Source organism: Winogradskyella aquimaris (assembly GCF_042676105.1).
GTDB classification, from domain to species: Bacteria; Bacteroidota; Bacteroidia; order Flavobacteriales; family Flavobacteriaceae; genus Winogradskyella; species Winogradskyella aquimaris.
This window is the reverse complement of sequence record NZ_JBHTJQ010000002.1, coordinates 367,984-394,053: the sequence shown is the minus strand read 5'-3', so window position 1 is coordinate 394,053 and position 26,070 is coordinate 367,984. Positions and strand designations below refer to the sequence as shown.

The following is a 26,070-nucleotide window of genomic DNA, read 5'->3' as shown; positions in this document are numbered from 1 at the left end:
CTACTTTTTGCGCATGTAAACGCTTACGGGTACACCAGTAAAATCAAAATGATCTCTGAGCTGGTTTTCTAAAAATCGTCGATATGGATCTTTAACGTATTGCGGTAAATTGCAGAAAAAAGCAAATTGCGGTTGTGGAGTTGGCAACTGCATAATGTACTTAATTTTCACATACTTTCCTTTGTATGCTGGAGGAGGATTTTGTTCAATAATAGGTAACAACACCTCATTAAGTACGCTAGTTTTAATGCGCTTAGATCTGTTATTATAAACTTCTACAGCAGTTTCAATAGCCTTAAATATGCGTTGTTTGTTGAGAACTGAAATAAAAACAATTGGCACATCCGTAAACGGTGCTATCTCTTGCCTAATATGTTTTTCGAATGCTTTGGTTGTTTTATTATCCTTGTCTACCAAGTCCCACTTATTGACTAAAATAACAATCCCCTTTCGGTTGCGCTCCGCTAACCAAAATATATTTTGAACTTGACCATCAAATCCTCGAGTGGCATCCAAGACAAGTAAACACACATCACAGTGCTCAATGGCTCTAATGCTTCGCATTACCGAGTAAAACTCTAAATCTTCTTTTACCTTGGACTTACGTCGAATACCAGCGGTATCGACCAGATTAAACTCGAATCCAAAACGATTATACTTAGTATCTATAGAATCTCTAGTAGTGCCAGCAATATCTGTGACGATATAACGATCTTCTCCAATTAAAGCATTAATAAATGACGATTTACCAGCATTAGGACGACCAACCACAGCAAATCTAGGGAGTACTTCTTCTTCTATGTCTTCTTTTTCAGGAAGCGCTTCTACTACCGCATCTAATAAATCCCCAGTTCCACTACCATTTATACTTGCTACTGTAAAATAATCACCCAAACCAAGTGAATAAAACTCAACAGCATCTTCTGCTCGCTTGTTATTATCTACTTTATTTACAACTAGAAAAACAGGTTTTTCAACCTTTCTGAGTAAGTTAGCGACATCTTCATCCATCCCAGTAACGCCAGTCTCAACATCGACCATAAAAATAATGGCATCCGCTTCATCAATTGCTAGTTCTACCTGTTTATCGATTTCGGCTTCAAAAATATCATCACTTCCAACCACATATCCTCCTGTATCGATGATAGAGAACTCTCTTCCATTCCAGTCTGTTTTGCCGTAGTGACGATCTCTAGTTACACCACTTACGGCATCAACAATAGCTTCACGCCTTTTGATAAGACGATTAAAAAATGTTGATTTACCTACATTTGGTCTTCCTACTATTGCAACAATATTTCCCATATATCTTTATTTAATCTGCATTACATATCCTGTAAGCGGTAGCAAAGGTAGGGTTTAATTTTAGATTTACGATTTATGATTTTGGAATTTAAGCTTTGAGTTTAATTAAGAAAATATGTACATTGGTACTTATATCCTTTTGCAATGGAACTTTCTAACGAAATCGTTTTAAGACCGCGATTCAAATTCAATGTTAGTCAAAACAATGAAAGCTTACTTTCGTTGTTTGAAACTGAAGGTAAAAATCAATCTGACTTTATAGTAACACGAGTAGACGATCACGTATTTATTAAAATACCAAAAGCAAAACAGCATTTTTGGTCACCACAATTGCACCTTGAAATTAATGAAGATTATGACGACAAACAGCTAAGTACTATTTATGGTCTCTTTGGACCAAACCCAACGGTATGGACCATGTTTATGTTTCTTCATTTTGCCGTGGCTGGTTTTTTTATAGGATTTGGAATTTGGGCATATGTCAACTGGTCTTTAGGAAATGATTATGCCATTCAATTATTCGTAACCCTATTCATGGTAATTGTTTGGTTTGTCCTTTATTTTAGTGGAAGGCTCGGCAAAAAAGCAGGAATGGAACAAATGCATGAATTACATCACTTTATGCGCGATACCCTTAGAAGTAAAGACATACATGCTGTTTAAATGAGCTATCCTAAAAAGATTTGAAGTTTAGGTCGAAATTGAATAGTTTAAAATAGTTAATTTGATATTTATTGAATACTGACATAAGTCAGTGAATTGGTAAGAACACTTGAGTACTTTTGAGGTAAAATATTTCTCATGAAACGTATTACAGGAGTCTTACTGTTTATTTTAATAGCTTGGACCTACAACTACGCCCAAGAGCAACATACTACCGAAATACACAACAAAAATCCAAGACACAGAGCCGCTTTTATTTTAGGACATTCGTTTATTTCTTTAGAAAATAAAGAGATACTATCTGTACCTACTTTTGGTTTGGATTACGAATATTGGATTAACGAAAAATGGGGTATTGGTGTTTTTAGCGATTTGGAACTCATTTCTAAAGAGGTTAGCCCAACTGTAAATGATGTTAACATTGAAAGAGAATATCCTTTGGTTGCGACCTTAGATGTTTTATAGAGTCCGATTAAACATTGGGAATTTGTCTTGGGTCCTGGTTTTATCTCAGAAAAGGGTGAAATAGAACCACTTGTAAGAATAGGTGTGGAACGTGATCTAGAATTAGGACATCATTGGGATGTACCTATAACTCTTTTTTATGACAAAAAGTTTGATGGAAACTATGCTATTTCTATTGGTATGGGCATTGCAAAAAGGTTTTAGACTTACTGTTTGAAACATTTAATAACCTAAATTAAAAAACCAAAAGTATTAGATTAAACTATTTTTGGTTATAACCAAAACGCCTTAATTGATTTTGATTGCTTCTCCAATTTTTATTGACCTTTACATACAACTCTAAGTGAATTTGCTTACCAAAAAACTTTTGTAAGTCTTTTCTAGCTTCTACTCCCACACGCTTTAGAGCAGCACCTTTATGCCCAATAATAATTCCTTTTTGGGTATCGCGCTCTACCATAATCACAGAACGGATTCTAATGATCTTTTCTTCTTCAAAAAACTCTTCTGTATCCACCTCAACCGAATAAGGAATCTCCTTCTTATAGTGAATCAATATTTTTTCACGAATGGCTTCATTAACAAAAAAGCGCTCTGGCTTATCGGTCAATTGATCTTTAGGATAAAAGGGTGGCGATTCTGGTAATAACTCTATAATTCTTTGGAATACATTTTTAACATTAAACCCATTTAAAGCCGAAATAGGATAAAACTCAGCATTAGGCACTTTGCTTTGCCACAGCTCAGCTTGCGCTTCCAATTGCTCTTGGTTTGAATTGTCTATTTTATTCAATAACAGCAGGACAGGAATTTTAGAATTGGTGATTTTCTTAAAAAAGGCCTCATCCTTAAGTTCCTTCTCACCTATTTCAACCATGTAAACGAGGACATCTGCATCTTCAAATGCCGATTTTACAAAATCCATCATTGAGGATTGCAACTCATAGGCTGGTTTAATAATACCTGGTGTGTCACTTAATATCATCTGAAAGTCTTCACCATTAACGATTCCCAAAATACGGTGTCTCGTCGTTTGTGCTTTTGAGGTTATGATGGATAGCTTTTCACCAACAAAGGCATTCATTAATGTCGACTTACCCACATTAGGATTACCAATAATATTTACAAAACCAGCTTTGTGCATGAATATAAGTTTTGGCAAAGTTACAACCTTTAAGTTTATAAGTTTTAGAATTGATAACCAGATTTAATCACATGACAAAAATCACCATTTATCTAATTTCAATGGCCTAAATTTGAATCTGTATGAATTTATTAAAAAAGTTATGACCGATCTTCAGATAGCCAAAAAAGTAACACTAAACCCTATAACCAAAATTGCAGAAAAGTTTGGAGTTGATCCAAACAGTATCGAAATGTATGGTAATGACAAAGCCAAGATTCCGCTGTCTTTTATCAATCGGAATAAAGCCAAGAAGAGCAATCTTATATTGGTTTCTGCAATCTCACCTACACCTGCTGGCGAGGGTAAAACCACCATATCTATTGGATTATCTGAAGCACTCAATCAATTAAACAAAAAAACAACGGTCGTTTTAAGAGAGCCCTCACTTGGCCCCGTGTTTGGTATAAAAGGGGGTGCTACAGGTGGTGGCTACTCACAAGTCTTACCTCTAGAGGACATTAACCTGCATTTTACAGGAGACTTTTCAGCCATTGAAAAAGCACATAATCTTTTGGCTGCTGTTATAGACAATAACATTCAAAGCAAGACCAATTCTCTTGGCTTAGACCCAAGAACAATTACCTGGAAACGCGTTGTAGACATGAACGATAGAGCACTAAGACGCATTATCGTTGGACTAGGCGGAACTTCCTCAGGTATTCCGAGGGAAACTGGTTTTGATATCACTGCTGCTTCAGAAATTATGGCTATTCTGTGTATTTCAAAAGACTTGAGCGATTTAAAAAAGCGACTGGGAAATATCTTTATCGGTTACACATTTTCGAAACAGCCCATATATGCGAAAGATTTAAAAGTCGCTGGAGCCATGGCCACCTTACTAAAGCATGCTATTAAACCCAATTTGGTACAAACTATTGAAGGGAATCCCGCCATCATTCATGGTGGACCATTTGCCAATATTGCTCAAGGCACCAACTCTGTCATCGGTACTTTAATGGGCATGACCTTTTCTGATTACACTGTTACCGAAGCTGGTTTTGGTTTTGATTTAGGAGCAGAGAAGTTTTTTGATATTAAATGTCAAAGTGCCAACATATCTCCAAAAGCAGTCGTATTAACCACAACGATACGTGCGCTCAAATACCACGGAGGTGCAGATTTAAAGTCTTTAAACGTTCCTAATATCGATGCTTTAAGACAAGGGCTTCCTAATCTGGAAAAACATCTTGAAAACATTAAGCAATTCGGAGTCACTCCAATCATTGCCATCAATAAGTTTAAATCGGACACCAAGGAAGAAATTGAACTCATAAAAGACTTGGCTAAGATCAAAAATATCAGAGTAGCCGTTGCCGATGTTTGGGCTAAAGGCGGCAAAGGTGCACTAAAACTTGCTGAACATGTTATTGAGGTGGCAGAATCCCATAAGGCGAAATTTAAACCACTCTACGATTGGAATATGGACATTGAAACCAAAATTGAAACCATTGCCCAAAAAATTTATGGTGCCGAACACGTTGATTATAACTCCAATGCAAAACGCCAGTTAAAACAAATTAAAGCACTTGGCTTAGATGATCTTCCTATTTGTGTTGCAAAAACTCAAAAGTCATTATCAGACAATCCTAAATTATTAGGTAGACCCAAGGATTTTATCATTACGGTACGTGAAATCGAAATCGCATCAGGCGCAGGATTTTTAATTCCTATTACTGGTGAAATTATGCGTATGCCTGGATTGCCAGCTCATCCTGCATCGGAAGGTATTGACATTAGCGACAGTGGTGAAATTAGTGGTTTGTTTTAAATAAAAACTTACGATCTAGGCTTATCAACTCCTCTATCGTACATCACAATGCTACCTGCTACAGACACGTTCAGACTCAATTGCGATTTAAATTTAACTAAAAAATGGCTTTTCTCCTTAGCTTCCTTGGATAGCCCATGGTCTTCTGCACCAAGCAGGTATACACATCGTCTTGGGTGGTGAAACGTTTCTAGATCTTCCGCTTCATCCGTTAATTCTACACCAACCAACCGTGCTCCTTTTGGTAAGTTATTATAGAAGTCTTCAAACGTATCGTAATGAAAATAAGGCATCGATTTCACAGCATTATGAGTATCACAGGCCTGTTTTGCATAACGATTGCCTATTGTGAAAATAAAACTAGCTCCTAAATTTTGCGCTGAGCGCCATAAAACACCAAGATTTTCTGGAGTTTTTCCATTTTGTATGCCTATACCAAAAAATTCATTAACAAAATTATCTGTCATAACCACAAAAATAAAACATACTGACAAAATGTAAGTCGCTTCTACAATGGCATTTTTTTTGAATTTAAAGAAGTATATGTCTAATTTAAAATTGTAAAAAATGAAAAAAGTAATGCTCTTTTTGTTTGCCGCAATTTTAGCGACAAGCTGCAACGCACAAGATTCAAATACTTTAACAAAGAGTCCTGAAAAATACAAAACACAACAAGACTCCATTAACAAACCTAAAGGAAATTGGAAAGTCAATAAAGAATTAGATGAAAACGGCAACATCATCCGTTATGATTCCATATACAGTTGGTCTTCTTCCAGTAGTATTAAAGGTATGGAGAGTGACAGTATCTTTAATCGTATGCGCACTATGATGCACAAACGTTTTTCAATGTTGCAGGCACCAGGCCTCAATAATTTCACTGAGCAGGATTCCATACTTAAACAATTCTTTTCTGATGATATTTTTAAAGACGATTTCTTTTCTAATGGTATGCCAGGATTTTCAAACATGGATGATATCATGAAGCAAATGGAGGCGATGAGACAAAACTTTTTTTATGACAATTATCGCTACATCATTCCGCCAGAACAAACAAAGCCTAAGAATAAAGAAACAGAGATTATAGAGAAAAAACAGATATAATACCTCAATTGAGCGTACAACAACAAAACCTCTTGAATTATCAAGGGGTTTTGTTGTTTAGCTGATAATTATCATGGGAAAATTTAAATCTTAGTAATAACTTTAGATACTAAGAACCTTAAAGTCTGGTCGTTATGTTATCTATTTTATTACCTACCGATTTTTCCGAAAATTCTGAAAATGCCATTACATATGCGTTAGAATTATTTAAGAACGAAAACTGTAAATTTCACTTTTTACATTGTTATCCTCCAGTCATTTTTTCTTATGAATATCAGATAGAAAAAGGCTTAATTGGAAAAGACATACATAAAATCCTCCAGCAAGAATCTAAAGAAAAACTCTACGAGTTTGCACTCACATTAATGCGTAAACACGGTAATAAACAAGAGTTTGAAATTGAAGTGGTGAAGGGATTCTTACCTGATCGTATTTCCAAAACTGTTTCCAGTTCTAACATAGATATCATAGTTATGGGCACTAAAGGCGAAACCGATTCTGAACGGGTAGTTTTTGGAAGTAACACCACGCAAGTTATCAATAAACGTTGTTGTCCTATTATAGCTGTTCCAGACGATTACAAATTTAATGGTCTTGATCATATACTTTTCCCGACAGATTTAAATCTCGAATTTAAAAGCCGTCATTTAAAACCCATACTTAAAATTTTAAACCTGCACAGCAGCGCTATGGATGTCCTCCATATTTCGTTATTAGGACTGAGTTCTATGCAACGCGAGCACAAAAAATATCTTGAAGACCATTTTGCAGACTTTAAAACCAAGTTTAACATTTTAGAAGAAACCAACATTACTGAGGTTATTTTCGATTATCAAAAAAATAATGAAACTGACCTTTTAGTGATGATAAACAATAAACACATGTTTTTTGAAAATCTATTTTTCAAACCCATAATTTCTAAAATCGCCATGCATTTACAAACGCCATTTATGGTAATTCCTGCATAGAAAGTAAGGGTAATAACCAATAGATTGCTTGGGCAGTGACATTATAAACCATATAAAACCTTAGTTATGAGAGTTCTCGTTTACAGTACTAGAGATTTTGAGAAAGCATATTTAGAAAATGCAAATCATGGCAAACATTCTATAACCTTTACAAAGGAAGCCTTGTCTTCCGCTACGGCAATTAATGCTATTGGTTACGATGCCGTTTCTATTTTCTCTGCTGATGAAGCCTGTTTCATTACTATAGAAAAGCTTCGTGGTTTTGGGGTGAAGTACATTTGCTTAAGATCTGTTGGCCATGACAACGTAAATCTTAATGCTGCTGAACGCGAAGGTATTAAAGTAGCCAACGTACCAGCATACTCTCCAAATGCCATTGCAGAACATGCCGTGACACTACTTTTAGCTTTAAATCGAAAACTTATTGAAGCTAACAATAATATAAAACACTTTAATTTTGATTTAAACCATCTTACAGGCTTTGACCTCAATGGTAAAACGATAGGCATTGTTGGCACTGGTAAAATTGGGTCTGTTATGGCCAAAATAATGCACGGTTTTGGATGTAATTTACTTGGAAACGACATCGAAGAAAATAATCAATTAAAGGAACGCTATAATCTAAACTATGTATCGCTAGAAAGTTTGTGCGAACAGTCAGATATCATCTCACTGCACGTTCCTTTAAATAGTGAAACACATCACTTAATCCATGAGGATTTATTTGATGTAATGAAAGAAAGTGCATATCTTATAAATACAGCACGTGGTGCCGTGGTTAACTCAGAGGACTTAGTTAAAGCTTTGGTAAATAAAAAAATTACTGCCTATGGCATGGATGTTTATGAACACGAAAAAGATATATTTTTTAAAGATTTATCACATGATATCCCAGATGACGATGTGCTCATAAGGCTCATTGCTATGCCAAATGTGTTGGTTACAGGACATCAAGCATTTTTAACTCATGAAGCCTTAACCAATATTGCCGAAACCACCATTTATAATTTAGACTGCTGGGAAAACGATAAGACAAATGAAAACGAGTTAACAGGATAGCGCCTCTGGTGTTACTAAAACGATTAATGTTCTATGGAAAATCTTACTTCCATAAATAATCAATTGAAATCCTTTTTCATGGAGATTGGAGACCTCGCTTATTTTACCAATCGATATTTTAAGGAAGTTCTTAAACCACCATTTGAATTCAAAGAATTACTCCGACAATGTTACAATATGGGAAATCGCTCCCTGTTATTGGTAGGAATTACAGGGTTTATAATTGGTTTAGTTTTAACGCTTCAAACCAGACCAACTTTAATGGAGTTTGGTGCGGTATCCTGGATGCCTTCGATGGTTGGTATTTCTATTGTAAGAGAGATAGGGCCAATTATTACAGCACTGGTTTGCGCTGGACGTATAGGTTCTGGTATTGGAGCAGAATTGGGTTCTATGCGCGTTACTGAGCAGATTGATGCTATGGAGGTTTCGGGCACAAACCCATTTAAGTATTTGGTAGTAACCAGGGTGCTAGCAGTAACTCTAATGCTTCCATTGCTTGTTATTTTTGGAGATGCCTTGGCCCTATTAGGATCCTTTCTGGTTGAGAATGTAAAAGGCAACGTGTCTTTTACGCTTTACTTTAATCAAGTTTTTAATTCATTGGAGTTTGGTGATATTGTTCCTGCAACGATCAAAACATTCTTTTTTGGCTTAGCCATAGGTATTGTTGGTTGTTACAAGGGTTATTACAGTACAAAAGGCACTGCAGGAGTTGGTAAAGCTGCAAATTCTGCTGTTGTATTTACATCGCTTTTACTATTTATAATAGATTTTATAGCCGTTTTTGTAGCTGATATATTTTATGATTTATGAATAAAAATTCAGACATATCTAAAAAAGAGGTGGTTTTAAAAATCAAAGATTTACACAAAAGCTTTGGTGATAATCATGTATTGAATGGCTTTAACTTAGAGCTATATCAAGGTGAAAACTTGGTTATCATGGGCAAATCAGGAACGGGCAAGTCTGTGATGATAAAATGTTTGGTTGGCCTTATGGAAGCTGATAAAGGTACCATAACCGTGATGAAAAATGATATAACTAAACTAGATAGAGAAGCCCTTGATATTTTAAGAGCAGACATCGGTTTTTTGTTTCAAGGCAGCGCCCTGTATGATTCTATGAGTGTTCGTGAAAACTTGGAGTTTCCGTTGCGTCGCCATTCAAAAAAATTTAAAAAAGATACGGATACCGAGGGTTTGGTTATCGAAGCATTGGAGAATGTGGGATTGGCTAACGCTATAGATTTAATGCCTTCTGAATTATCTGGCGGAATGAAACGACGTGTGGCTTTGGCTAGAACGTTAATTCTTCAGCCAAAAATTATACTGTATGATGAACCTACAAGTGGATTAGACCCTATTACAGCTAAAGAAATCATTATTTTAATGCAAAACATTCAGAAAAAATATAACACCTCATCACTCATTATTACCCATGATGTAGATTGTGCAAGAGTCATTTCTGATAGGATGATTTTACTCATAGATGGTATAGACTATGCTGAGGGCACTTACAAAGAGCTTTCGGCATCTGAAGATCCAAAAATTAAAGCATTTTTTAAACAAGAATTATGAAATCTGTATAGGTCATTAGCAAGCAACCATCACGGCTAAAAATTAATAAATTATAGAACCGTAGGTTCTTTAAAAACTCAAAGAGATGAAAAAGTCAGCATCACAAAAAACAAGATTAGGCATATTTGTTATTATTAGCACCATCTTATTTGTTATAGCTGTTTATATGATTGGTCAAGGAAGAGATATGTTTAAAAAAACATTTACAATAAGTTCATACTTTCAAAATGTAAATGGTTTGCAAAATGGCAACAATGTCAGATATGCTGGTATTGATATTGGGACCGTAAAAGCTATAACTATGGTTAATGACTCTACCATAAAAGTGGATATGAATATAGATGAGAAAATTATAATGCATATTAAAAAGGACGCTATTGCGACCATTGGTTCTGATGGGTTGGTAGGCAACATGATTGTAAATATTGTACCAGGAAAGGGTACTGCAGCCATAATAAAAAACGGTGACACTATTGAGTCTTTCAGTAAGATTGGCGCTGATGATATTCTTAGCACTTTGAGTGTTGGCTCAGAGAACGCTGCCTTATTGACGGTTGATTTACTAAAAATCACCAATGAAATGTTGGAAGGTGAAGGCACCATTGGGCTTTTATTAAATGATACCGACATGGCACAAGATTTAAAAGAATCTGTCTATAATCTTAAAACGGCTAGTAAAGGTGCTACAAGAGCTATTAATGAGCTAACGGATATTGTCGCTTCTTTAAAAACGGATGATGAGTCTATATTAGGAATGGTACTAAATGATACCGTTTCTGGAAAACAATTAAAAAATGTTGTAACTAACCTGGAGACATCCAGCAACGAAATCAATTCAATTTTAAACAACATAAATACGGTTGTAAACGATTTGCATTCTAGCGATGGAACCTACAATTATCTTGTTAAAGACACGACCCTAGTTAACGATCTAAAATCTACAATTAAAAATATTAATGAAGGCACCGAAAAGTTTAATGAAAATATGGAAGCCTTGAAGCATAATTTCTTAACCCGTGGTTATTTTAGAAGATTAGAACGACAAGAAAAGAAAGCGGCCAAAGAAAGTACTGATAATAAATGATTAAGTCATGAAAATAGAACACCTAGAAGAACGCATCAATGATTATAAGACTTCTATAAAAACAGTTGTAGATAAGAAGACTATTTGGCAAACAAAAACCAAAGATTTAATTAGCAAAACATTAAAAAATGTTTGTAAAACTTATGCTATTGGATGGAAAGTACAAGAATTAAATTGGATTGGAACTAACGAAGCTGTTAACATTACCTTTGATTCTTTTCCCAAAGAACTCATGGACCGAACCAATCAGATACCTACCTATCAATTTATACAAGGTGGTGCATTGGTATTCTCTCAATCATATAGTGGCGACGTGCACACATTTATTTTATTTCCATACATAGAACAAATACCTGCAGAAAACAGTAGTGTTGAGTTAGAAATCTACAATCCAGAACACATCACAGAAAAGATTATAATAGAAAAAGTAGATGAGTTTTTAAAAGAAATGATTAAATGGGAAATACCAAATACAAAAAATAAAATAGGTTATTAAAACTATTTAATATTAAATTTTATGTCTGTAATCTCTACGTTCAACCAATAAAAGTCACCTGTTTCAAATTTCCAGATAACCTTACTTTTGTTTGGGATTTTTATCCCATGAAATGTTTTATAATCTTCGACCAGAACGAACCATTTTTCTTCCTTGGCATCAACACCACCACCATAATAACGATCAGCTTCAAACGATAGCAAATCGCCTTCTTCAGTGAAAGAAAATACACCTGAAACAGATTCATCATTCCAAGCAAGTGTAGCTTTAGCTCTATTATTATCAAGCTCTTGCCAAGAGATATAATCACTTACAGCAGCAGATGGAAACCAACACATTTCACTTAAAAGTCGAATCATTGCCCCAGAGTTAATTTTTAGATTCTCTTTTTCATTGACAACAGGAATTAAACCTGTAAGTTTAATGAGCATTTCCCCTTCTCCATCTACAAGTTTATCTCGTCCAACCATGTTAATCATTGGCATGGCATTTACAGTCACACTCCATAAAAAAGAAGCAGTTTTGATATTAAAATATTGCTTGGCCTCAAAACTCATCCACTTACTGTTAGGTGCTGTCTTCATTAGCCCTTTTTGTTCTAAATACACCGTTTCGGTTTTCTCACGCCCCAAGACACCAGAAATCTTCAACCATTTTCCAACAATCTGTGGAAGCGTTTCAAGATCATTTTGAGTTATGATTTTAGCATCTTGTATTTTGTTTTTATCCAAAAGGTTTACAATCTCGTTATTTACCATATTCTGAAACTGATGGTGTCCAAAAGCAGAAAGACTGACCATAAGAATTATGATGTTAGCTACCGTTCCAAACTTGGCATCTTGCCAAGCCATAATTATTAAAATTTGAGAAAGTATAATTGCTAAAAAAGCAATATAAAACCACTTTTTATTGGTTATGTATAGAACTAACGAAACCGTGAAAAGTACAAAAGCAATCAGCCACAATAATCCAATGGGTTTTGAAATACCTAATACTTGTTGCTTAACATCTGTCACATAAAAAGCTTTTGCAAAACCCATTAAGTGGATACAAGCATGTATTACCAAAACGAAGCTAAATATATATTTCATGTTGCTTTTTAGTCTTTTATATTAACAACTTACAATAAAATAATGGTAGTTAATACTAGAATTAAAAAGGCCATAAGTAGTTTGACAAAAATTTTCATAGTAGCACATTTAGTCGAATATGTACTAATTTAAAAAGCAAATGTCCTTTTTAAAATGATTATTATCAGCTTAGTTTATACTTCACGTCCTTCTGCAAAACATTTTTTACTTTAAGCGTTGGTAATCTTAAATAATAAAGAATCAATCATTTAAAAACTAAATCCCTAATTTAGGATAGGATTTTGCCGTCTTCCATCTGAATAATTCGATCTGTTTTATTTGCGAAATCCTCATCATGTGTAACAACGAGTAATGACAAATCGTTTGTTTGGCTTAATTTTTTGAAGATGTCAAACACATTTTTAGCATTATGACTATCTAAATTACCTGTTGGTTCGTCTCCCATAATTATAGACGGATTATTTATTAAAGCCCTAGCAATGGCAACACGTTGTTTTTCACCACCAGAAATACGAGCTGCTCTTTTCTTTGCGAGATGCTCAATGTTTAGTATGCTCAACTTTTCAAGAGCATCTTGCTCAATAGCTTTAAGTGACTTTTCTGCAAGCTTTTTTGCTGGAAGCATGACGTTTTCCAAAACAGAAAACTCAGGCAATAAATAATGAAATTGAAAGACAAAACCGATATGCTTATTTCTTACATAAGACAAAAACTCCCTACTTTTACCTGTGATTAATTCATCATTTAACCATAGTTCGCCCTCGTAATCTGTGTCCATGGTAGAAAGAATATAAAGCAGCGTAGACTTGCCGCAACCCGATTTGCCCATTATAGATACAAACTCCCCCTTCTTGATGCTAAAATTGATGTCCTTTAGCACATGAAAGAGCACAGGCTTCTTAAAATATTTATCTATATGTTTAGCTTCAAGGATACTCATGTTATTGCCCTCTAATGATTTTTACGGGATCGATTTTCCCTGCTTTTTTGGATGGTAAATAACCCGCTAAAAAAGTCGATAACATGGCAAAGGAAAACCCGATTACAAAAAACACAGGATTCATGTTTATAGGATAAGTTTCTACCGTTGGCAAGGCCTCTGTTTGAAATGAAATAGTTGAGATTAATTTGGCCAAACCATAACCGATTAACAATCCTAAAGCACCACCTACAAAACCTATAATCATAGCCTGACTCATAAAAATAGCCTTAACATCTCTGCCAGAAAATCCTGTAGCTTTAAGAATTGCAATGTCATTCATCTTCTCGTAAATGAGCATATTCAAAATATTATAGATTCCAAAGCCAGCTACAATTAAAAGTGTAATAGATACCGCATAAGTTATTAGATTTCTAACATTGGTGCCGGTTTCAAATTGTGCATTGGCTGTTTTTATGTCAATTGCCCTAAGTTTAAATTGAGATTCTATTTGTTTTGCCATTGATTCTGCAACACTGATATCATTAAGTTTAACATTAATATCTGTTATATAATTTTCAGCCTTACCTAATAACTTCTGAACCGTTTTGATACTAGCAAAACTTTGAATATTATCTAAATCCGTAATACCACTTTGATAAAATCCAACAATTTTAAGTGGGAATATTTCACCTGTAATGGGCTTTACCTGTATTCGGTCCCCAACCTTTAAGGCCATTTTTTTGGCTATTCCTATACCAAGTAAAATACCATTGTCCGTTATTTCTAAATCTTTAGCAGAACCGTCTACTAAATAGTCATTAAGATTAAAAAAATTGGCTTCACCTAATGCTTTTATACCTGTAATATTGCCACCCAATTCAATAGAACCAGCGATATAAAATATTTGAGTTTTAACTTGAGGCAATGCACCTTTAACATCATCTTGTTGTTCTAGATAGTTAATAATAGGGATTGCGTTATGTATTTTCTTCTGTGTTAATTTTGGCTTTATGGAGTAGACCACATTAAAACTGTTTTCAACCGTTTGGTATAATGAAATGGGCTGTTTTTTGGAAGGCTCTATCTCGTTATAAATATGGATATGTGGTGTCTGATTAAGGATAAGATCATCTAGCATAGCATTTAATCCCGTCATAAAACAAACAAGCGTAATGTAAGAACCAATGCCAAAGGTAACTCCCAAGGCTGCTGTTGATGTTTGCTTTAGCTTTGTGATCAAGTGGGTTTTGGCTATATTTAGTATGATTGACCAATTCATAATTCATCAGGTTCATAAACTTTAGTATTGGCATTTATACCTGAAATAATTTCTACAAACTCCATGTTTTGCATACCTGTTTCAACGTCTTTTATACCACTTTCTGTTTCGACTTGGTTATTTCTAACATAAGATATTGGCAACGTAAGTACGCTATCTTTTTTAGCTATAATAATATTAGCCTCACCAGATAGGCCTGGATATAATTTGGTGGGTTGATGGTCAAAAAGCGCCTCTACGGTAAACGTTTGGTTCTGCTCATCTTTTTTTGGCAAAATACGATATACCCTTCCTTTAAAAACTTGGTCTCCATAAGCATCTAAAGTGATTATAACAAGCTGATTAACATTGACCTTTACAATATCTACCTCATCTACAAGCATTTCAATGATAAAACGATTTTTACTGCCCAAGGTTGCCAGAGGTTCCATCGTATTAACGATTTCACCAGGCTCTTTATATAAGGCATATACGTTACCATTTATCTTACTGCTAATGGTAAAATCTTCACTGGCAATTTGAGTTGTAGCCAAATTATTTTTTGCTTGCTTAAGGGCAGTAAGCAATTCACTTTGTGTGCGTTGGTATCTACTTCGTATTAACTGAAGATTATTTTTTGACAATTCATAATTTAACTTCTTGGCATCATACTCTGCTTTAGAACCGATTTGTTGATTCCAAAGGTTTTTTTGTCTAAAAAACGTTGTGGAGTCATTCTTATATTTTAAAGTAGCAGACAAAATCTCATCCTCAATACTATTAAGAATTGCCGCTCTACCACTATAGTTTTCTTGCGCTAACTGCAGTTGGAGCTTTGCATTTTCGGTATTAAGCTTGGGAGTATTATTAATGACCTGTATAATATTTTGTCCTTTTACAACAGGATCGCCTTCCTCAATAAGATTCTTATCCAAAATACCTGAAACAATGGCATAGACTTGATATAAGCTATCTGGCTGAACAATAACAGAAGCATATACCGATTCTGTAAGTTCTCTGTACTCCGGCTGAATTGCTTCTCTTTTGTTTTGACACGAGTTTGAAACAATTAATACCAATAAGAGCCATACAGAAGGAATTCGGATTAAAGGGTTGTAGCCATATTTATTGATTTGACTCATCGATTCGTCTTATCATCCATTTACCACTATCGGTTTTAATAGCTATAAGTTTATTAGATATAAACTTTGCGCCTATCTCAGGAGGAACTCTAAGGTAGTCTTTAGACAAGGTAACGTGACTTGGCTTTTCTGAGAGATACATTATGGCTTCACCATTAGTGTTAATAACATTTTTAGTATACGTATATTCAATCACCCTCTTATCTAATAGGTCATTTTCGCCTAAAACATTTTCATGCAATTGTAAAACGATGGCCATTTCATTATTGAAGCTTGTAGCATTTAAAAATTGAGGTTCAATAACCGTTTTACCTTCTTTATCAATAAACCCAAAGTAAGAAATCCCTTTTTCTTTTTTGACTATAAGACATCTGCCTGAATTAAAAACAGGATAGCTATCATCACCAAAGCGGTTTAAAACTACATCGTTTCTATAATCAATAATTATAGTTCCAGATTCATCAATAAAAGCCCATTCACCGTCTTTTTCAATAGCCGCTAGTCCATCATAAAACGGTGACACAAAATCTATGTTTTTTATGTTTTGTGATAATGCCGATAAGGGTAATATCATAAAAACAACCAATAATACTAACATTTTTTTCATGATTATTTGCTTTAAAGATTAACTCTATAAAGCTAACTTTCAGAAAGGTATTATAAAATGATATTGGTCACTCTTAGTGCTTAGAGCTGTACGAATTATATTGAAAGTTTCTTAAACTCAAGACTCAAATTGACCATTAAATTTAACTCAGATTTATTGATCTTGGCAAATGCATAAGCAATATCATTCGCAGTCTTAAGTATTATTGTCTTTAATTCTTCAGTAAATAGATTTGGGTTTTGATGCGCAAACTCAATAAACGTGGAAAAGCTTTCTTTGGAACTTATATTGTTTCTCTGCAGTGTATTGAACTGATTTTTTACAACCTCTAGTTGAGCATCCGTAAGATGATGCCAACGATTTTTAAGACTTTCTGATAATGTTGTGTACTCGTCAAAAGCCAAGTTTCCATCAACTTTTGAAATGGCATAAAACAAATGTGCTAAATGTATTAATAAAGTCCTAGTCATCAGTATTGAATTATGATAGTCTCAAGGTATTTAATTACGCAGAAATAAAGAATGATATTGATCATTATCATAAAATAATCCCTTTTTAATGCGTATCTTTATAAGAGGTACTAACCACCTTTTTCAGCCATGATTAATCAAGACCAAGAAATATTCAATATTCTTTTAGAAGCCCTATCTGAAGCTGTGATTATAGTTGACGAAAAGCAACATATCATGGAAGTGAATGGTATTGCTGAAACGATTTTTGGATATGATAAAACTGAAATTAAAGGTAAGTCTATTGAGGTGCTTATACCTACTAAATTCCGCAAAGGCCACGGTAAAAATGTTGAGCGTTTTATTGAGGAGTATAAGCGCAGCAAAATGGCTAAAACTACAGATGTTTATGGATTAAAGAAAGATGGTAGTATTATACCTATTGAAGTACAACTAAACCCCTACAATATTTATGATAAGACCTATGTTATGGCTTTGGTTAAGGACATTTCTAAGCAAAAGGAGAGCGAATTTAACTTTATGCTTAGAACAAAAGCCTTGGATTCTGCAAATAATGGCATTGTAATAACCGACGCCCTAAAACCAGATAACCCAATCATTTATCACAATTCGGCTTTTGAAAAACTTACTGGGTATACTAAAGGTGAGATTTTAAATAAGAATTGTAGATTTCTTCAAGGTGATGACAGAAACCAAAAGGAACTCGCTAAAATTAGAAAAGCCATTAAAAACGGTGAAGGTTGCCTAGCTACTCTAAGAAATTACAAAAAGGACGGAACACTCTTTTACAATGATTTATATATTACTCCAATAACCAATAGAAGAGGCATCGTAACCCATTTTATTGGCGTACAAAATGATGTAACCGAACGCATTAGAGCTCAAGAAGAAAAACACCATTTAGCAACAATTTTTAATGAGTCCCTAAACGAAATTTATGTCTTTGACGCTGAGACCCTAAAATTCATTAATATCAATAGAGGAGCTTTAAACAACATCGGTTACACCATTGAAGAATTGAAATCTATGACTCCATTGGACTTAAAATCAAATATTGATGAGGCTACGTTTAGAAAAAAATACATCAACAAACTACTAAAAAAGCAAGAAGACCAAGTTGAATTTGAAACCATACACATTAGAAAAGATGGCACATCGTATCCAGTAAAAGTGCATTTACAACTTTCTTATTTAAAGGATAAAAAAGTGCTGGTTTCTATTGTGGCAGATATTACCGATCAAAAAAACTATACTACAAAGCTTGAGAAAACAGTACAAGAAAGAACCTTACAATTACAGGAAGCATTAAACAAAGAAAAGGAACTTAATGAGCTTAAAACAAAGTTTTTATCTTTGGTTTCACACGAATTTAAAACCCCTTTAAGCGGTATTGCTACATCTCTAATACTTTTAGAAAAGTATAAACTTACAGAAGAGCAACCAAAACGCGATAAGCATTTAGCCACCTTAAAAGATAAAGTAAATTACCTCAACGCTATATTAAATGATTTTTTATCAATTGAAAGATTAGAAACAGGAACATATAACTATTCATTTTCAGACTTTAGATTAAGTAAAATAATCAATGAAGTAGTTTATAATTCTAATATGCTTCTAAAGGAAGGGCAACGCATCAATTACCCTAATGACATTGATGGTATATCCATGTATCAGGACGAGAGAATCATTGAAATTATCTTATACAATGTTCTTCAAAACGCCGTAAAATATTCTGGTGAACAATCAGAAATCGATATTAGAATTGAGCAAAACTCCAATAATACCGTTTTCGAAATTGAAGACCATGGCATAGGGATACCAAAAAAAGATATACCAAATATTTTTGCACGATACTATCGTGCTGAAAATGTACTAAATAGACCTGGAACTGGAATAGGACTAAACATTGTAAAAACACACCTAGAAAATCTAGGTGGACAAATAAAAATTGATAGTGTAGAAAACCAGGGAACACTGGTTACACTTCAAATACCAAATAGCGCAAAACATGACTAAAGTTTTACTCATAGAAGATGATAAGGTTTTAAGAGAAAATACTGCCGAACTTTTAGAGCTGTCAGATTTTGATGTCATTACTGCACCAAACGGAAAATTAGGTTTAAAATCCATAAATATAAATAACCCTGATATTATTGTTTGTGATATAATGATGCCAGAATTAAATGGTTACGAAGTTTTAAAAGAGGTGACAAAAAATGATAGAACAAAACATATCCCTTTTATTTTCTTGTCTGCTAAAACCGAACATCAAGATGTAAGAAAAGGAATGAACCTTGGTGCAGATGATTACATAACAAAACCGTTTACAGAAGATGAACTTATAAGTGCCATTAGAAGCAGGTTGGCCAAAGTCCGTATTTTAAAAGAAAAAGAAGAAAATAATGTTAACAATTACTCAGAACGAGATGAGTTAATCAATCTGAATGATTTAAAAAATTTCTTCGACGATTACGGCGAAGAATTTAAGTTTAGTAAGGATGATATTATTTACAGGGAGGGAGATCATTCCAATTTTATTTATCTCATCACCAAAGGTGCTGTTAAGTGTCATAAATTAGATAGTAGCGGAAAAGAATTAGCTACAAGCCTTTATAAGGAAGACGATTTATTTGGCTATACATCCTTTACCCATAACCTACCTCATAAAGAAACGGCAACTGCATTAAAAGATACAGTGTTAGTTGGTCTATCCATATTACAACTATCCGATATCTTAAAAAACAACAACAAACTTGCTATTGCGTTAATCGATCATCTCACGGATGATTTATCACATATTAAGGATCAACTTTTAGAAATGGCCTACAGTTCTGTAAACAAAAAAACGGCAACAACAATTCTAGAGTTTGCAGAAAAAATTAATCGCAGACCTAAAGACCCTATAAAAATATCAAGAAATGACCTTGCAAGTGTAGCAGGTATAGCAACAGAAACTTTTATTCGCACTTTAACCAATTTTAAAAACCAGGGTTTAATTAAGTCTGAAGGCAGAAATATTGTTGTGCTTGATATCGAAGGGCTAAAACAAATAAATTAAAACAAAAGGCTAAAATGATTCTCATCATTTTATAAGTCGTTATTAGCCTATACATTTAGGATATTAAATTATTAATATCATGAAAAATGTGCTTTTACCAACAGATTTTTCAGAAAATTCATGGAATGCCATTCAATATGCCATTCACTTTTTCAAATCCACAGAATGCCATTTTTATCTGTTGCATGTTAACAACTTAAACCAGTATATACCTGTAGACGAATCATTATCCTTTGGAACTTATCATTATGATTATACTTATGCGGATGATACCAAGTATAAGCTACGTAGACTTATGAAACGTATTTCTAAATTAGGACCAAATAGAGTTATGCACAGATTCTTTGTGCTATCAGAAACAGGCTTTTTTATTGATACTATCAGAAATATTGTTAAAGAGAGACTAATTGATTTTATTGTTATGGGCACCAAAGGTGCATCAGGTATAACAGAATTTATTCTAGGCACCAATACGGCCGATGTTATTACCAAAGTTAAATGTAATACACTTGCGGTACCAGAAAACAGTAAATTCAGTCCTGTAAAAAATATTGCATTCCCCACAGACTTAAACTTAAATTACAATATAGAGGTATTACAACCATTAATTGGAATTATTCAAGATTATGAGAGCACCGTAAGCATACTCCATAATTCTAAAAACAATGAAAATTTAAATAGGGTTTCAAATGAAAACCTTGCATTGCTCAAAGATTATTTCTCTAATGTTAAGAGCAGTTTCCATCACCTAAATGATGAAAAATTAGAAGATGCCGTACAGCATTTTGTGGAGGATAGAGCCATTGACCTAATCTGTATGGTAGCCAAGAACCTCAATTATTTTCAACAACTATTTTTTCATAGTAGAGTTGAAAAAATTAGTTATCACACAGACAAACCACTATTAGTATTACACGAAAAAAATTAAAAACCATGGAAAATTCATTATTCTTTACAAAATTTTGGGGATGGTACCTTATCATTTTCTTTTTTGTTCTTAGCTTTAATCCAAAACGCATTAAACAGATTTTTAATAATTTAAAGGACGAAAAGTTTTTAATCCTCGGAGCCTTTCTTTGTATTACGTTAGGCCTTACCACTATTATTTTACATAACATTTGGGAATTAAATTACAAGCTAGTCATAACTTTAATTGGCTGGTCGTTTTTATTCTCTGGTTTGGCGCTCTTTATTTTCCCTAACAAAACAGTTTCATGGTTAATTTTAACCAATGTAAAAATGGTTCAGCTCATATATATACTGTTATTTCTAATTGGTCTCTTTTTACTAAATACCGCATATCAAATTATACCCTATTAGAGAAAAGTGATATTTATCATTTTTTAAAAGCAAAGGGTTATTTATGTTTGATACATGATATTATAACAGCTAATACATCATTAATATCATGTGCTATTAATCACGAAAAAAGCCAGAGCCATCTCTGGCTTTTTTTGTTTTTAAAATCACAACAAAACTGATATTGGTCATTTCATAAAACACACACGATAATTACCTTAATGCCGTTATTATGAGTAGTTGTAATAATTTGTCAAACATTCATATAACGTTAAGAGTTTATGATTGCGAAAAGTGTTTAATGCTTTGGTTGAGTTAAAGCAATCCGTTTTTAATTCTTTGATTTCAAAGAATTTTGTGGGTTTTCAGATTAAGAGGTGAATTATTGAATTAAACACTTTAAGGAAACAGGAAGTTTAAGCTTCCTGTTTCTTTTTTATATACCTATATCATCTTGTGCATTCTGATATTATTAGCATGATAAATATCATTGTTAAACGACGGTAAATATCATAGCTTTAATAAGTTATAAATGTATTTACCATGAGAAATATTTTAATTCCAACAGACTTTTCTGCCAACGCCATGAATGCTTTAAAATATGCTACTGAGTTGTTTAAATACGACAAAAGTCGCTTTTTTATAATGCACGCATACCAAGATGAGATATTTGAAGATGAAGAACGCATCAAGCAAGAAACCTTGGTAAAAGTGACTCAAGAAGTCGCAGATAATTCAATTTCAAACTTAGAAAATGTCTTAAAGGAAATTAAAACGGTATCTCCAAACCCAAGACATAGCTACTCTATTATTTCGGCCAATAATATGCTCGTGGATGAAGCCGATAAAATTGTAGATGAAGAAAATATAGACGTTATCGTTATGGGAACGCGTGGTAATACAAATGATAAAAAACTCACTTTTGGCAGTCATACCTTACAAGTGTTAAGGTATGTTCAGTGTCCGGTGTTAGCCATACCTGAGCATTATAAAGGTATTCAGCCAAGGCATATTCTCTTCCCTACCAATTATCTCATACCTTACAAAAGAAGAGAACTCAAATTATTATGTGAACTCGCTGCACCTTATCGTGCCATTATTGATATGTTGTACGTTTCGAAAAGTGAAAGACTATCCATGAGACAACAACAAAACCAAAGCTTTGTTAAGGACGAATTGTGCAAAAATGAACTCAATTTCATAACCGTAGACAGTTCAGATATCACAGATGCCATATGCAATTATATAGATGAAAATGATGTAGATATGTTGGTTATGGTCAACACCAGACATTCATTTTTTGAGAATATATTCTTTAAATCTAAAATAGACGACATAACCCTACGTATAGACATCCCATTTTTGGCACTGCAAAACATAAGACGCTATTAACCATTAAAATCTATCATCATGAAAAAGATATTGTTACCAACAGATTTTTCGGAGAACGCATGGAATGCTATCAAATACGCATTACAACTATATAAAAATGAAAAGTGCAATTTTATTTTGCTCAACACCTACACACCCATCCTCTATCAGGTAGAGTATATGCAGTCTAGCGAGCCTCAGTTTCAAGTGATGGAGGCGGTTAAGGAAACCAGTAAAACCCGACTTCAAAATCTCGTAAAAAAAATAGAAACTGAGTTTCCCAACCCAATGCATCAATTCACAACGATTTCAGCCTTCAATACGTTAACAGGTGAAATCGACCAATTGTATGATGGCAATGTGATGGATCTTATAATTATGGGTACAAAAGGCGCTTCTGGTGTACAGGAAATTTTATTTGGCTCCAATACTATGCACGTCCTTAATCATGCTAAATGTCCTGTAATTGCCATACCTGGTGGTTTTACGTTCGAAAAACCACACGACCTATTATTTCCTTCAGATTATGATTTAGAATTTAAGGATCATCATCTAAAACCGTTGTTAGATATTGCCGAACTCTATAATATACGCATCAATATCATGCATGTGCATTATGGTGAAGGCCTATCCAAAAGACAAGAAGAAAACAAGCAAATTTTAGAGGATAAATTTAAAGGAATCGCACATTTATTCCACAGTATTAAAAACCAGAACATACCTGATGCCATTGCGGAATTTCAGATAAAAACAAGGATAAACCTCTTGGTGATGATTAACAATAAGCATTCATTTTTTGAAAACTTGTTCTTCAAATCAAACATAAAACACATAGGTTTTCATCTTAATGTGCCCTTTATGGTTATCCCGTCATAAATAAGAATAATACTGATTGATATCATTTCAAAATGTAAAAGTTAGTGGTAACTTTTGCTGAAGAATCAAAGCTATTTGCCATGAAAAAAATTCTCCTACCAACAGACTTTTCAGATAATGCCTGGTGTGCAACCGTATATGCACTAAAGCTTTATGATAAAGAAGAATGTACATTCTATTTTCTACACTCGTACAAAATAAAAGTCTCTACAATGTCCAACCTTTCAAACAAATTGTTGAGAACAATGGCAGAAAATGCAAAGCAAGAGTTATTGGAACTAAAGGATATGGCCGAAAGCGCCAACGACAACCCCAACCATTATTTCGACATCCTACTGAGTGTCGATACCATGGATGATGCCATTGAGTTGGCTGTAAAGAAGTACAATATAGATCTGGTTGTTATGGGCACAAAAGGTGCTACAGGTGCCAAAGAGGTTTTTATGGGCAGTAATGCCGTTAATATCATAAAGCACGTTAAGGCGTGTCCAATTCTTTTAATACCTAACGAGTGTGATTTTGAAATCCCAAAACAAATTGCATTCCCAACAGATTTTAATCGGTTTTATGGTGAAGAATTACTACCACTAAAAAACCTTGCAAAGCTTTACGATTCCAAGATTAGGATATTACATATAAACGAAGAGCAAAACCTTAGTCATCAACAAGACTACAACTTAGCCATGCTAAAGGTTTACTTAGAAGAGTGTCCGCATAGTTTTCATTGGATGCCAGACTATACGAAGAAAGAAAAGGCCATCATTGATTTCATTGAAGAACTCAGCATAGACATTTTAGTCATGATTAACTATGAGCATAGCTTTTTAGAAAGTATTATAAACGAATCGGTGATAAAGAATATAGGCTTTCATGCCACCATACCATTCTTTGTCATTCCGTCTTCGGCATAAGAGGCAGTTGACGCAATAAATACCAAATTAAAACATACAATCATGAGGCATAAGATATTATTACCAACAGATTTTTCGGATAATGCTTGGCATGCGATAGATTATGCTACCGAGCTTTATAAAAACGAGCCAACCGATTTTTACATTCTCAATGTATTCTCGGCTACTGAAAATATTGTGGAAAGTTTAATGAATCCACAATCTGGAAACGATATATATGAGTCTAAAAAATGGCATTCAGAAGATGGTCTGGCTAAAATTTTAGACAAGTTAGTTCTCACTAAGAAAAACAATCCAAAACATCATTTCAAAACCATTTCTGCCTTTAACAACACTATTGATGCCATTAAAGACATCGTGGATAAAAAAGACATAGACATGATTGTTATGGGCACCAAGGGCCAAACACATTCTAGTGCCACTGCTTTTGGTAGTACAGCCATATATGTCATGGAAAAAGTACGCCATTGTCCCGTTATTGTGGTTCCGCTTAAGGCCCAAATACAATTACCAAAAGAGATTGTATTTCCGACAGGATTTGAAGTACCCTTCAAAAAAAGAGAGTTGGTATACCTAAAAGATATTGCAAAAAAATCCAAGGCCTCAATCATTGTTCTACACGTTAAGGAAGCGGATGAATTAGACGACAATCAAAAAGATAACAAAGCGCTTCTTGAAGAGATACTGGAAGACACAAACTTTAAGCGTCATACCCTATCTCATCATTCTGTGATAGCAGCCATCAATGTCTTTGTAGAAAGTAGGGAAAGCGATATGGTGGCCTTTATAAACAAAAAACATAAATTTTTTGGCAGCATACTTACCAGCCCATTAGTGAAAGAAATTTCATTTCACTTAAATGTCCCCATTTTAGCTATGCACGACCTTAGAAATTAAAAAATTAAGATTATGAAGTACACAGGAGTTTGGATAGACAAGGATAAAGCACATGTTGTAACTATAGACAATGGTAAAGAAAGCTTTTCAACTTTACAATCTGAAGTAGAACATTTTAGTGCTAAAGGTGGGTCAGGCCAACGATTTAAGAGTGGCCCACAAGATGTTGTTAAGGATAGTAAATTTTTAGAACGTGAGAAACACCAATTAAAACAATATTTTAAAACTATTACTGAAAACATCAATGATACCGATGCACTGGTCATTTTTGGACCTGCAAACACAAATCAAAAATTTAAAAAAGAGTTGAGTGAAAATTATAATGCACTAGACTCTAAAGTAAAGGACGTAGTAAAAACGGATAGTATGACCAACAATCAGATTATGGCTTGGGTTCGTGATTATTTTAAGTCCAATTAGTTTCAAAAGTGTTTAGTTAGTCGGCAAAGCTGCCAGAACCAAAAAATGTTTTGGCAGCTTATTTAAATGA

The 26,070-nt window shown here is 34.0% G+C and carries 29 protein-coding genes; 20 read left to right on the top strand and 9 right to left on the bottom strand.

Annotation, left to right across the window (positions count from 1 at the left end):
* Complete coding sequence (gene der, locus ACFQ1K_RS02365; RefSeq protein ID WP_320556257.1) at positions 1-1,305, bottom strand: ribosome biogenesis GTPase Der; 1,305 nt, start codon at positions 1,303-1,305, stop codon at positions 1-3.
* 144 nt (positions 1,306-1,449) lie between these two features.
* Between der and ACFQ1K_RS02360 the strand changes: the two genes are divergently transcribed.
* The 3 genes from ACFQ1K_RS02360 (at position 1,450) to ACFQ1K_RS02350 (ending at position 2,637) form a co-directional block, all read left to right on the top strand.
* Positions 1,450-1,968, top strand: coding sequence for a GTP-binding protein (locus ACFQ1K_RS02360; protein ID WP_320556258.1), 519 nt, complete (start codon positions 1,450-1,452; stop codon positions 1,966-1,968).
* 138 nt (positions 1,969-2,106) lie between these two features.
* Positions 2,107-2,433 carry a hypothetical protein gene (locus tag ACFQ1K_RS02355; protein ID WP_320556259.1) on the top strand — a complete coding sequence of 109 codons (327 nt, stop codon included), beginning with the start codon at positions 2,107-2,109 and terminating at the stop codon, positions 2,431-2,433.
* Between the two features lie 27 nt (positions 2,434-2,460).
* The gene (locus tag ACFQ1K_RS02350) at positions 2,461-2,637 is read left to right on the top strand and encodes a hypothetical protein (protein ID WP_320556260.1); all 177 of its coding nucleotides are present in this window, start codon (positions 2,461-2,463) and stop codon (positions 2,635-2,637) included.
* A 58-nt stretch (positions 2,638-2,695) separates the two neighbouring features.
* Here ACFQ1K_RS02350 and era read toward each other — a convergent pair whose 3' ends face one another.
* A complete protein-coding gene (gene era / locus ACFQ1K_RS02345) occupies positions 2,696-3,577 on the bottom strand; it encodes a GTPase Era (protein WP_320556261.1) in 882 nt (293 codons plus the stop codon).
* Positions 3,578-3,719: 142 nt separating this feature from the next.
* On the opposite strand from era, the gene ACFQ1K_RS02340 reads away from it, so the two are divergent.
* The gene (locus ACFQ1K_RS02340) at positions 3,720-5,387 is read left to right on the top strand and encodes a formate--tetrahydrofolate ligase (RefSeq protein ID WP_320556262.1); all 1,668 of its coding nucleotides are present in this window, start codon (positions 3,720-3,722) and stop codon (positions 5,385-5,387) included.
* An 8-nt stretch (positions 5,388-5,395) separates the two neighbouring features.
* On the opposite strand, the gene ACFQ1K_RS02335 is transcribed toward ACFQ1K_RS02340, so the two are convergent.
* Complete coding sequence (locus ACFQ1K_RS02335) at positions 5,396-5,854, bottom strand: RNA methyltransferase (protein ID WP_320556263.1); 459 nt, start codon at positions 5,852-5,854, stop codon at positions 5,396-5,398.
* A 100-nt stretch (positions 5,855-5,954) separates the two neighbouring features.
* On the opposite strand from ACFQ1K_RS02335, the gene ACFQ1K_RS02330 reads away from it, so the two are divergent.
* From ACFQ1K_RS02330 to ACFQ1K_RS02300, 7 genes are all read left to right on the top strand, one after another.
* On the top strand, positions 5,955-6,491 hold the full coding sequence (locus ACFQ1K_RS02330) for a hypothetical protein (RefSeq protein ID WP_320556264.1): 537 nt from the start codon (positions 5,955-5,957) through the stop codon (positions 6,489-6,491).
* 134 nt (positions 6,492-6,625) lie between these two features.
* Positions 6,626-7,459 carry a universal stress protein gene (locus ACFQ1K_RS02325; RefSeq protein WP_320556265.1) on the top strand — a complete coding sequence of 278 codons (834 nt, stop codon included), beginning with the start codon at positions 6,626-6,628 and terminating at the stop codon, positions 7,457-7,459.
* 66 nt (positions 7,460-7,525) lie between these two features.
* Positions 7,526-8,518 carry a 2-hydroxyacid dehydrogenase gene (locus ACFQ1K_RS02320; RefSeq protein ID WP_320556266.1) on the top strand — a complete coding sequence of 331 codons (993 nt, stop codon included), beginning with the start codon at positions 7,526-7,528 and terminating at the stop codon, positions 8,516-8,518.
* A gap of 33 nt (positions 8,519-8,551) precedes the next feature.
* On the top strand, positions 8,552-9,334 hold the full coding sequence (locus ACFQ1K_RS02315; RefSeq protein WP_320556267.1) for an MlaE family ABC transporter permease: 783 nt from the start codon (positions 8,552-8,554) through the stop codon (positions 9,332-9,334).
* A complete protein-coding gene (locus tag ACFQ1K_RS02310; protein WP_320556268.1) occupies positions 9,331-10,098 on the top strand; it encodes an ABC transporter ATP-binding protein in 768 nt (255 codons plus the stop codon). Before ACFQ1K_RS02315 ends, ACFQ1K_RS02310 begins: the two co-directional genes overlap by 4 nt.
* 85 nt (positions 10,099-10,183) lie before the next feature.
* Positions 10,184-11,182 carry an MlaD family protein gene (locus ACFQ1K_RS02305; RefSeq protein WP_320556269.1) on the top strand — a complete coding sequence of 333 codons (999 nt, stop codon included), beginning with the start codon at positions 10,184-10,186 and terminating at the stop codon, positions 11,180-11,182.
* Positions 11,183-11,189: 7 nt separating this feature from the next.
* On the top strand, positions 11,190-11,678 hold the full coding sequence (locus tag ACFQ1K_RS02300; protein ID WP_320556270.1) for a hypothetical protein: 489 nt from the start codon (positions 11,190-11,192) through the stop codon (positions 11,676-11,678).
* 2 nt (positions 11,679-11,680) lie between these two features.
* Here the strand turns inward: ACFQ1K_RS02300 and ACFQ1K_RS02295 are convergent, their stop codons facing one another.
* The 6 genes from ACFQ1K_RS02295 to ACFQ1K_RS02270 all read right to left on the bottom strand — a co-directional run bounded on the left by ACFQ1K_RS02295 (position 11,681) and on the right by ACFQ1K_RS02270 (position 17,168).
* A complete protein-coding gene (locus tag ACFQ1K_RS02295; protein ID WP_320556271.1) occupies positions 11,681-12,769 on the bottom strand; it encodes a DUF6920 family protein in 1,089 nt (362 codons plus the stop codon).
* Positions 12,770-13,037: 268 nt separating this feature from the next.
* Positions 13,038-13,709, bottom strand: a complete 672-nt coding sequence (locus ACFQ1K_RS02290) for an ABC transporter ATP-binding protein (RefSeq protein ID WP_320556272.1) — start codon at positions 13,707-13,709, stop codon at positions 13,038-13,040.
* Between the two features lies 1 nt (position 13,710).
* Positions 13,711-14,973, bottom strand: a complete 1,263-nt coding sequence (locus ACFQ1K_RS02285; protein WP_320556297.1) for an ABC transporter permease — start codon at positions 14,971-14,973, stop codon at positions 13,711-13,713.
* Complete coding sequence (locus ACFQ1K_RS02280) at positions 14,967-16,091, bottom strand: efflux RND transporter periplasmic adaptor subunit (RefSeq protein WP_320556273.1); 1,125 nt, start codon at positions 16,089-16,091, stop codon at positions 14,967-14,969. Before ACFQ1K_RS02280 ends, ACFQ1K_RS02285 begins: the two co-directional genes overlap by 7 nt.
* The gene (locus tag ACFQ1K_RS02275; RefSeq protein ID WP_320556274.1) at positions 16,075-16,698 is read right to left on the bottom strand and encodes a WG repeat-containing protein; all 624 of its coding nucleotides are present in this window, start codon (positions 16,696-16,698) and stop codon (positions 16,075-16,077) included. The genes ACFQ1K_RS02280 and ACFQ1K_RS02275 overlap by 17 nt, the downstream gene beginning before the upstream one ends.
* Before the next feature lie 95 nt (positions 16,699-16,793).
* Complete coding sequence (locus ACFQ1K_RS02270; RefSeq protein WP_320556275.1) at positions 16,794-17,168, bottom strand: hypothetical protein; 375 nt, start codon at positions 17,166-17,168, stop codon at positions 16,794-16,796.
* A gap of 129 nt (positions 17,169-17,297) precedes the next feature.
* Here ACFQ1K_RS02270 and ACFQ1K_RS02265 point away from each other — a divergent pair, with 129 nt between their 5' ends.
* The 9 genes from ACFQ1K_RS02265 to ACFQ1K_RS02225 all read left to right on the top strand — a co-directional run bounded on the left by ACFQ1K_RS02265 (position 17,298) and on the right by ACFQ1K_RS02225 (position 26,000).
* Positions 17,298-19,184, top strand: a complete 1,887-nt coding sequence (locus tag ACFQ1K_RS02265) for a sensor histidine kinase (RefSeq protein WP_320556276.1) — start codon at positions 17,298-17,300, stop codon at positions 19,182-19,184.
* Positions 19,177-20,226 carry a response regulator gene (locus ACFQ1K_RS02260; protein ID WP_320556277.1) on the top strand — a complete coding sequence of 350 codons (1,050 nt, stop codon included), beginning with the start codon at positions 19,177-19,179 and terminating at the stop codon, positions 20,224-20,226. Before ACFQ1K_RS02265 ends, ACFQ1K_RS02260 begins: the two co-directional genes overlap by 8 nt.
* Positions 20,227-20,305: 79 nt before the next feature.
* A complete protein-coding gene (locus tag ACFQ1K_RS02255) occupies positions 20,306-21,154 on the top strand; it encodes a universal stress protein (protein ID WP_320556278.1) in 849 nt (282 codons plus the stop codon).
* 5 nt (positions 21,155-21,159) lie between these two features.
* The gene (locus ACFQ1K_RS02250; protein WP_320556279.1) at positions 21,160-21,546 is read left to right on the top strand and encodes a hypothetical protein; all 387 of its coding nucleotides are present in this window, start codon (positions 21,160-21,162) and stop codon (positions 21,544-21,546) included.
* A 522-nt stretch (positions 21,547-22,068) separates the two neighbouring features.
* On the top strand, positions 22,069-22,917 hold the full coding sequence (locus ACFQ1K_RS02245; RefSeq protein ID WP_320556280.1) for a universal stress protein: 849 nt from the start codon (positions 22,069-22,071) through the stop codon (positions 22,915-22,917).
* A gap of 18 nt (positions 22,918-22,935) precedes the next feature.
* A complete protein-coding gene (locus ACFQ1K_RS02240) occupies positions 22,936-23,772 on the top strand; it encodes a universal stress protein (RefSeq protein ID WP_320556281.1) in 837 nt (278 codons plus the stop codon).
* Positions 23,773-23,852: 80 nt separating this feature from the next.
* Positions 23,853-24,683 carry a universal stress protein gene (locus ACFQ1K_RS02235; protein ID WP_320556282.1) on the top strand — a complete coding sequence of 277 codons (831 nt, stop codon included), beginning with the start codon at positions 23,853-23,855 and terminating at the stop codon, positions 24,681-24,683.
* Positions 24,684-24,725: 42 nt separating this feature from the next.
* Positions 24,726-25,580: a universal stress protein gene (locus ACFQ1K_RS02230; protein WP_320556283.1), complete on the top strand. Its 855-nt coding sequence runs from the start codon at positions 24,726-24,728 to the stop codon at positions 25,578-25,580.
* 12 nt (positions 25,581-25,592) lie between these two features.
* On the top strand, positions 25,593-26,000 hold the full coding sequence (locus tag ACFQ1K_RS02225) for a hypothetical protein (RefSeq protein WP_320556284.1): 408 nt from the start codon (positions 25,593-25,595) through the stop codon (positions 25,998-26,000).
* Positions 26,001-26,070 lie beyond the last annotated feature (70 nt).

Coding starts and splice junctions, on each gene's coding strand:
- der (WP_320556257.1), bottom strand. CDS start 1,305: ATGGGAAATATTGTTGCAATAGTAGGAAGACCAAATGTAGGTAAATCA.
- ACFQ1K_RS02310 (WP_320556268.1), top strand. CDS start 9,331: ATGAATAAAAATTCAGACATATCTAAAAAAGAGGTGGTTTTAAAAATC.
- era (WP_320556261.1), bottom strand. CDS start 3,577: ATGCACAAAGCTGGTTTTGTAAATATTATTGGTAATCCTAATGTGGGT.
- ACFQ1K_RS02255 (WP_320556278.1), top strand. CDS start 20,306: ATGAAAAATGTGCTTTTACCAACAGATTTTTCAGAAAATTCATGGAAT.
- ACFQ1K_RS02335 (WP_320556263.1), bottom strand. CDS start 5,854: ATGACAGATAATTTTGTTAATGAATTTTTTGGTATAGGCATACAAAAT.
- ACFQ1K_RS02245 (WP_320556280.1), top strand. CDS start 22,069: ATGAGAAATATTTTAATTCCAACAGACTTTTCTGCCAACGCCATGAAT.
- ACFQ1K_RS02280 (WP_320556273.1), bottom strand. CDS start 16,091: ATGAGTCAAATCAATAAATATGGCTACAACCCTTTAATCCGAATTCCT.
- ACFQ1K_RS02305 (WP_320556269.1), top strand. CDS start 10,184: ATGAAAAAGTCAGCATCACAAAAAACAAGATTAGGCATATTTGTTATT.
- ACFQ1K_RS02265 (WP_320556276.1), top strand. CDS start 17,298: ATGATTAATCAAGACCAAGAAATATTCAATATTCTTTTAGAAGCCCTA.
- ACFQ1K_RS02295 (WP_320556271.1), bottom strand. CDS start 12,769: ATGAAATATATATTTAGCTTCGTTTTGGTAATACATGCTTGTATCCAC.
- ACFQ1K_RS02355 (WP_320556259.1), top strand. CDS start 2,107: ATGAAACGTATTACAGGAGTCTTACTGTTTATTTTAATAGCTTGGACC.
- ACFQ1K_RS02325 (WP_320556265.1), top strand. CDS start 6,626: ATGTTATCTATTTTATTACCTACCGATTTTTCCGAAAATTCTGAAAAT.
- ACFQ1K_RS02340 (WP_320556262.1), top strand. CDS start 3,720: ATGACCGATCTTCAGATAGCCAAAAAAGTAACACTAAACCCTATAACC.
- ACFQ1K_RS02300 (WP_320556270.1), top strand. CDS start 11,190: ATGAAAATAGAACACCTAGAAGAACGCATCAATGATTATAAGACTTCT.
- ACFQ1K_RS02235 (WP_320556282.1), top strand. CDS start 23,853: ATGAAAAAAATTCTCCTACCAACAGACTTTTCAGATAATGCCTGGTGT.
- ACFQ1K_RS02360 (WP_320556258.1), top strand. CDS start 1,450: ATGGAACTTTCTAACGAAATCGTTTTAAGACCGCGATTCAAATTCAAT.
- ACFQ1K_RS02275 (WP_320556274.1), bottom strand. CDS start 16,698: ATGAAAAAAATGTTAGTATTATTGGTTGTTTTTATGATATTACCCTTA.
- ACFQ1K_RS02320 (WP_320556266.1), top strand. CDS start 7,526: ATGAGAGTTCTCGTTTACAGTACTAGAGATTTTGAGAAAGCATATTTA.
- ACFQ1K_RS02290 (WP_320556272.1), bottom strand. CDS start 13,709: ATGAGTATCCTTGAAGCTAAACATATAGATAAATATTTTAAGAAGCCT.
- ACFQ1K_RS02230 (WP_320556283.1), top strand. CDS start 24,726: ATGAGGCATAAGATATTATTACCAACAGATTTTTCGGATAATGCTTGG.
- ACFQ1K_RS02270 (WP_320556275.1), bottom strand. CDS start 17,168: ATGACTAGGACTTTATTAATACATTTAGCACATTTGTTTTATGCCATT.
- ACFQ1K_RS02240 (WP_320556281.1), top strand. CDS start 22,936: ATGAAAAAGATATTGTTACCAACAGATTTTTCGGAGAACGCATGGAAT.
- ACFQ1K_RS02315 (WP_320556267.1), top strand. CDS start 8,552: ATGGAAAATCTTACTTCCATAAATAATCAATTGAAATCCTTTTTCATG.
- ACFQ1K_RS02225 (WP_320556284.1), top strand. CDS start 25,593: ATGAAGTACACAGGAGTTTGGATAGACAAGGATAAAGCACATGTTGTA.
- ACFQ1K_RS02330 (WP_320556264.1), top strand. CDS start 5,955: ATGAAAAAAGTAATGCTCTTTTTGTTTGCCGCAATTTTAGCGACAAGC.
- ACFQ1K_RS02260 (WP_320556277.1), top strand. CDS start 19,177: ATGACTAAAGTTTTACTCATAGAAGATGATAAGGTTTTAAGAGAAAAT.
- ACFQ1K_RS02250 (WP_320556279.1), top strand. CDS start 21,160: ATGGAAAATTCATTATTCTTTACAAAATTTTGGGGATGGTACCTTATC.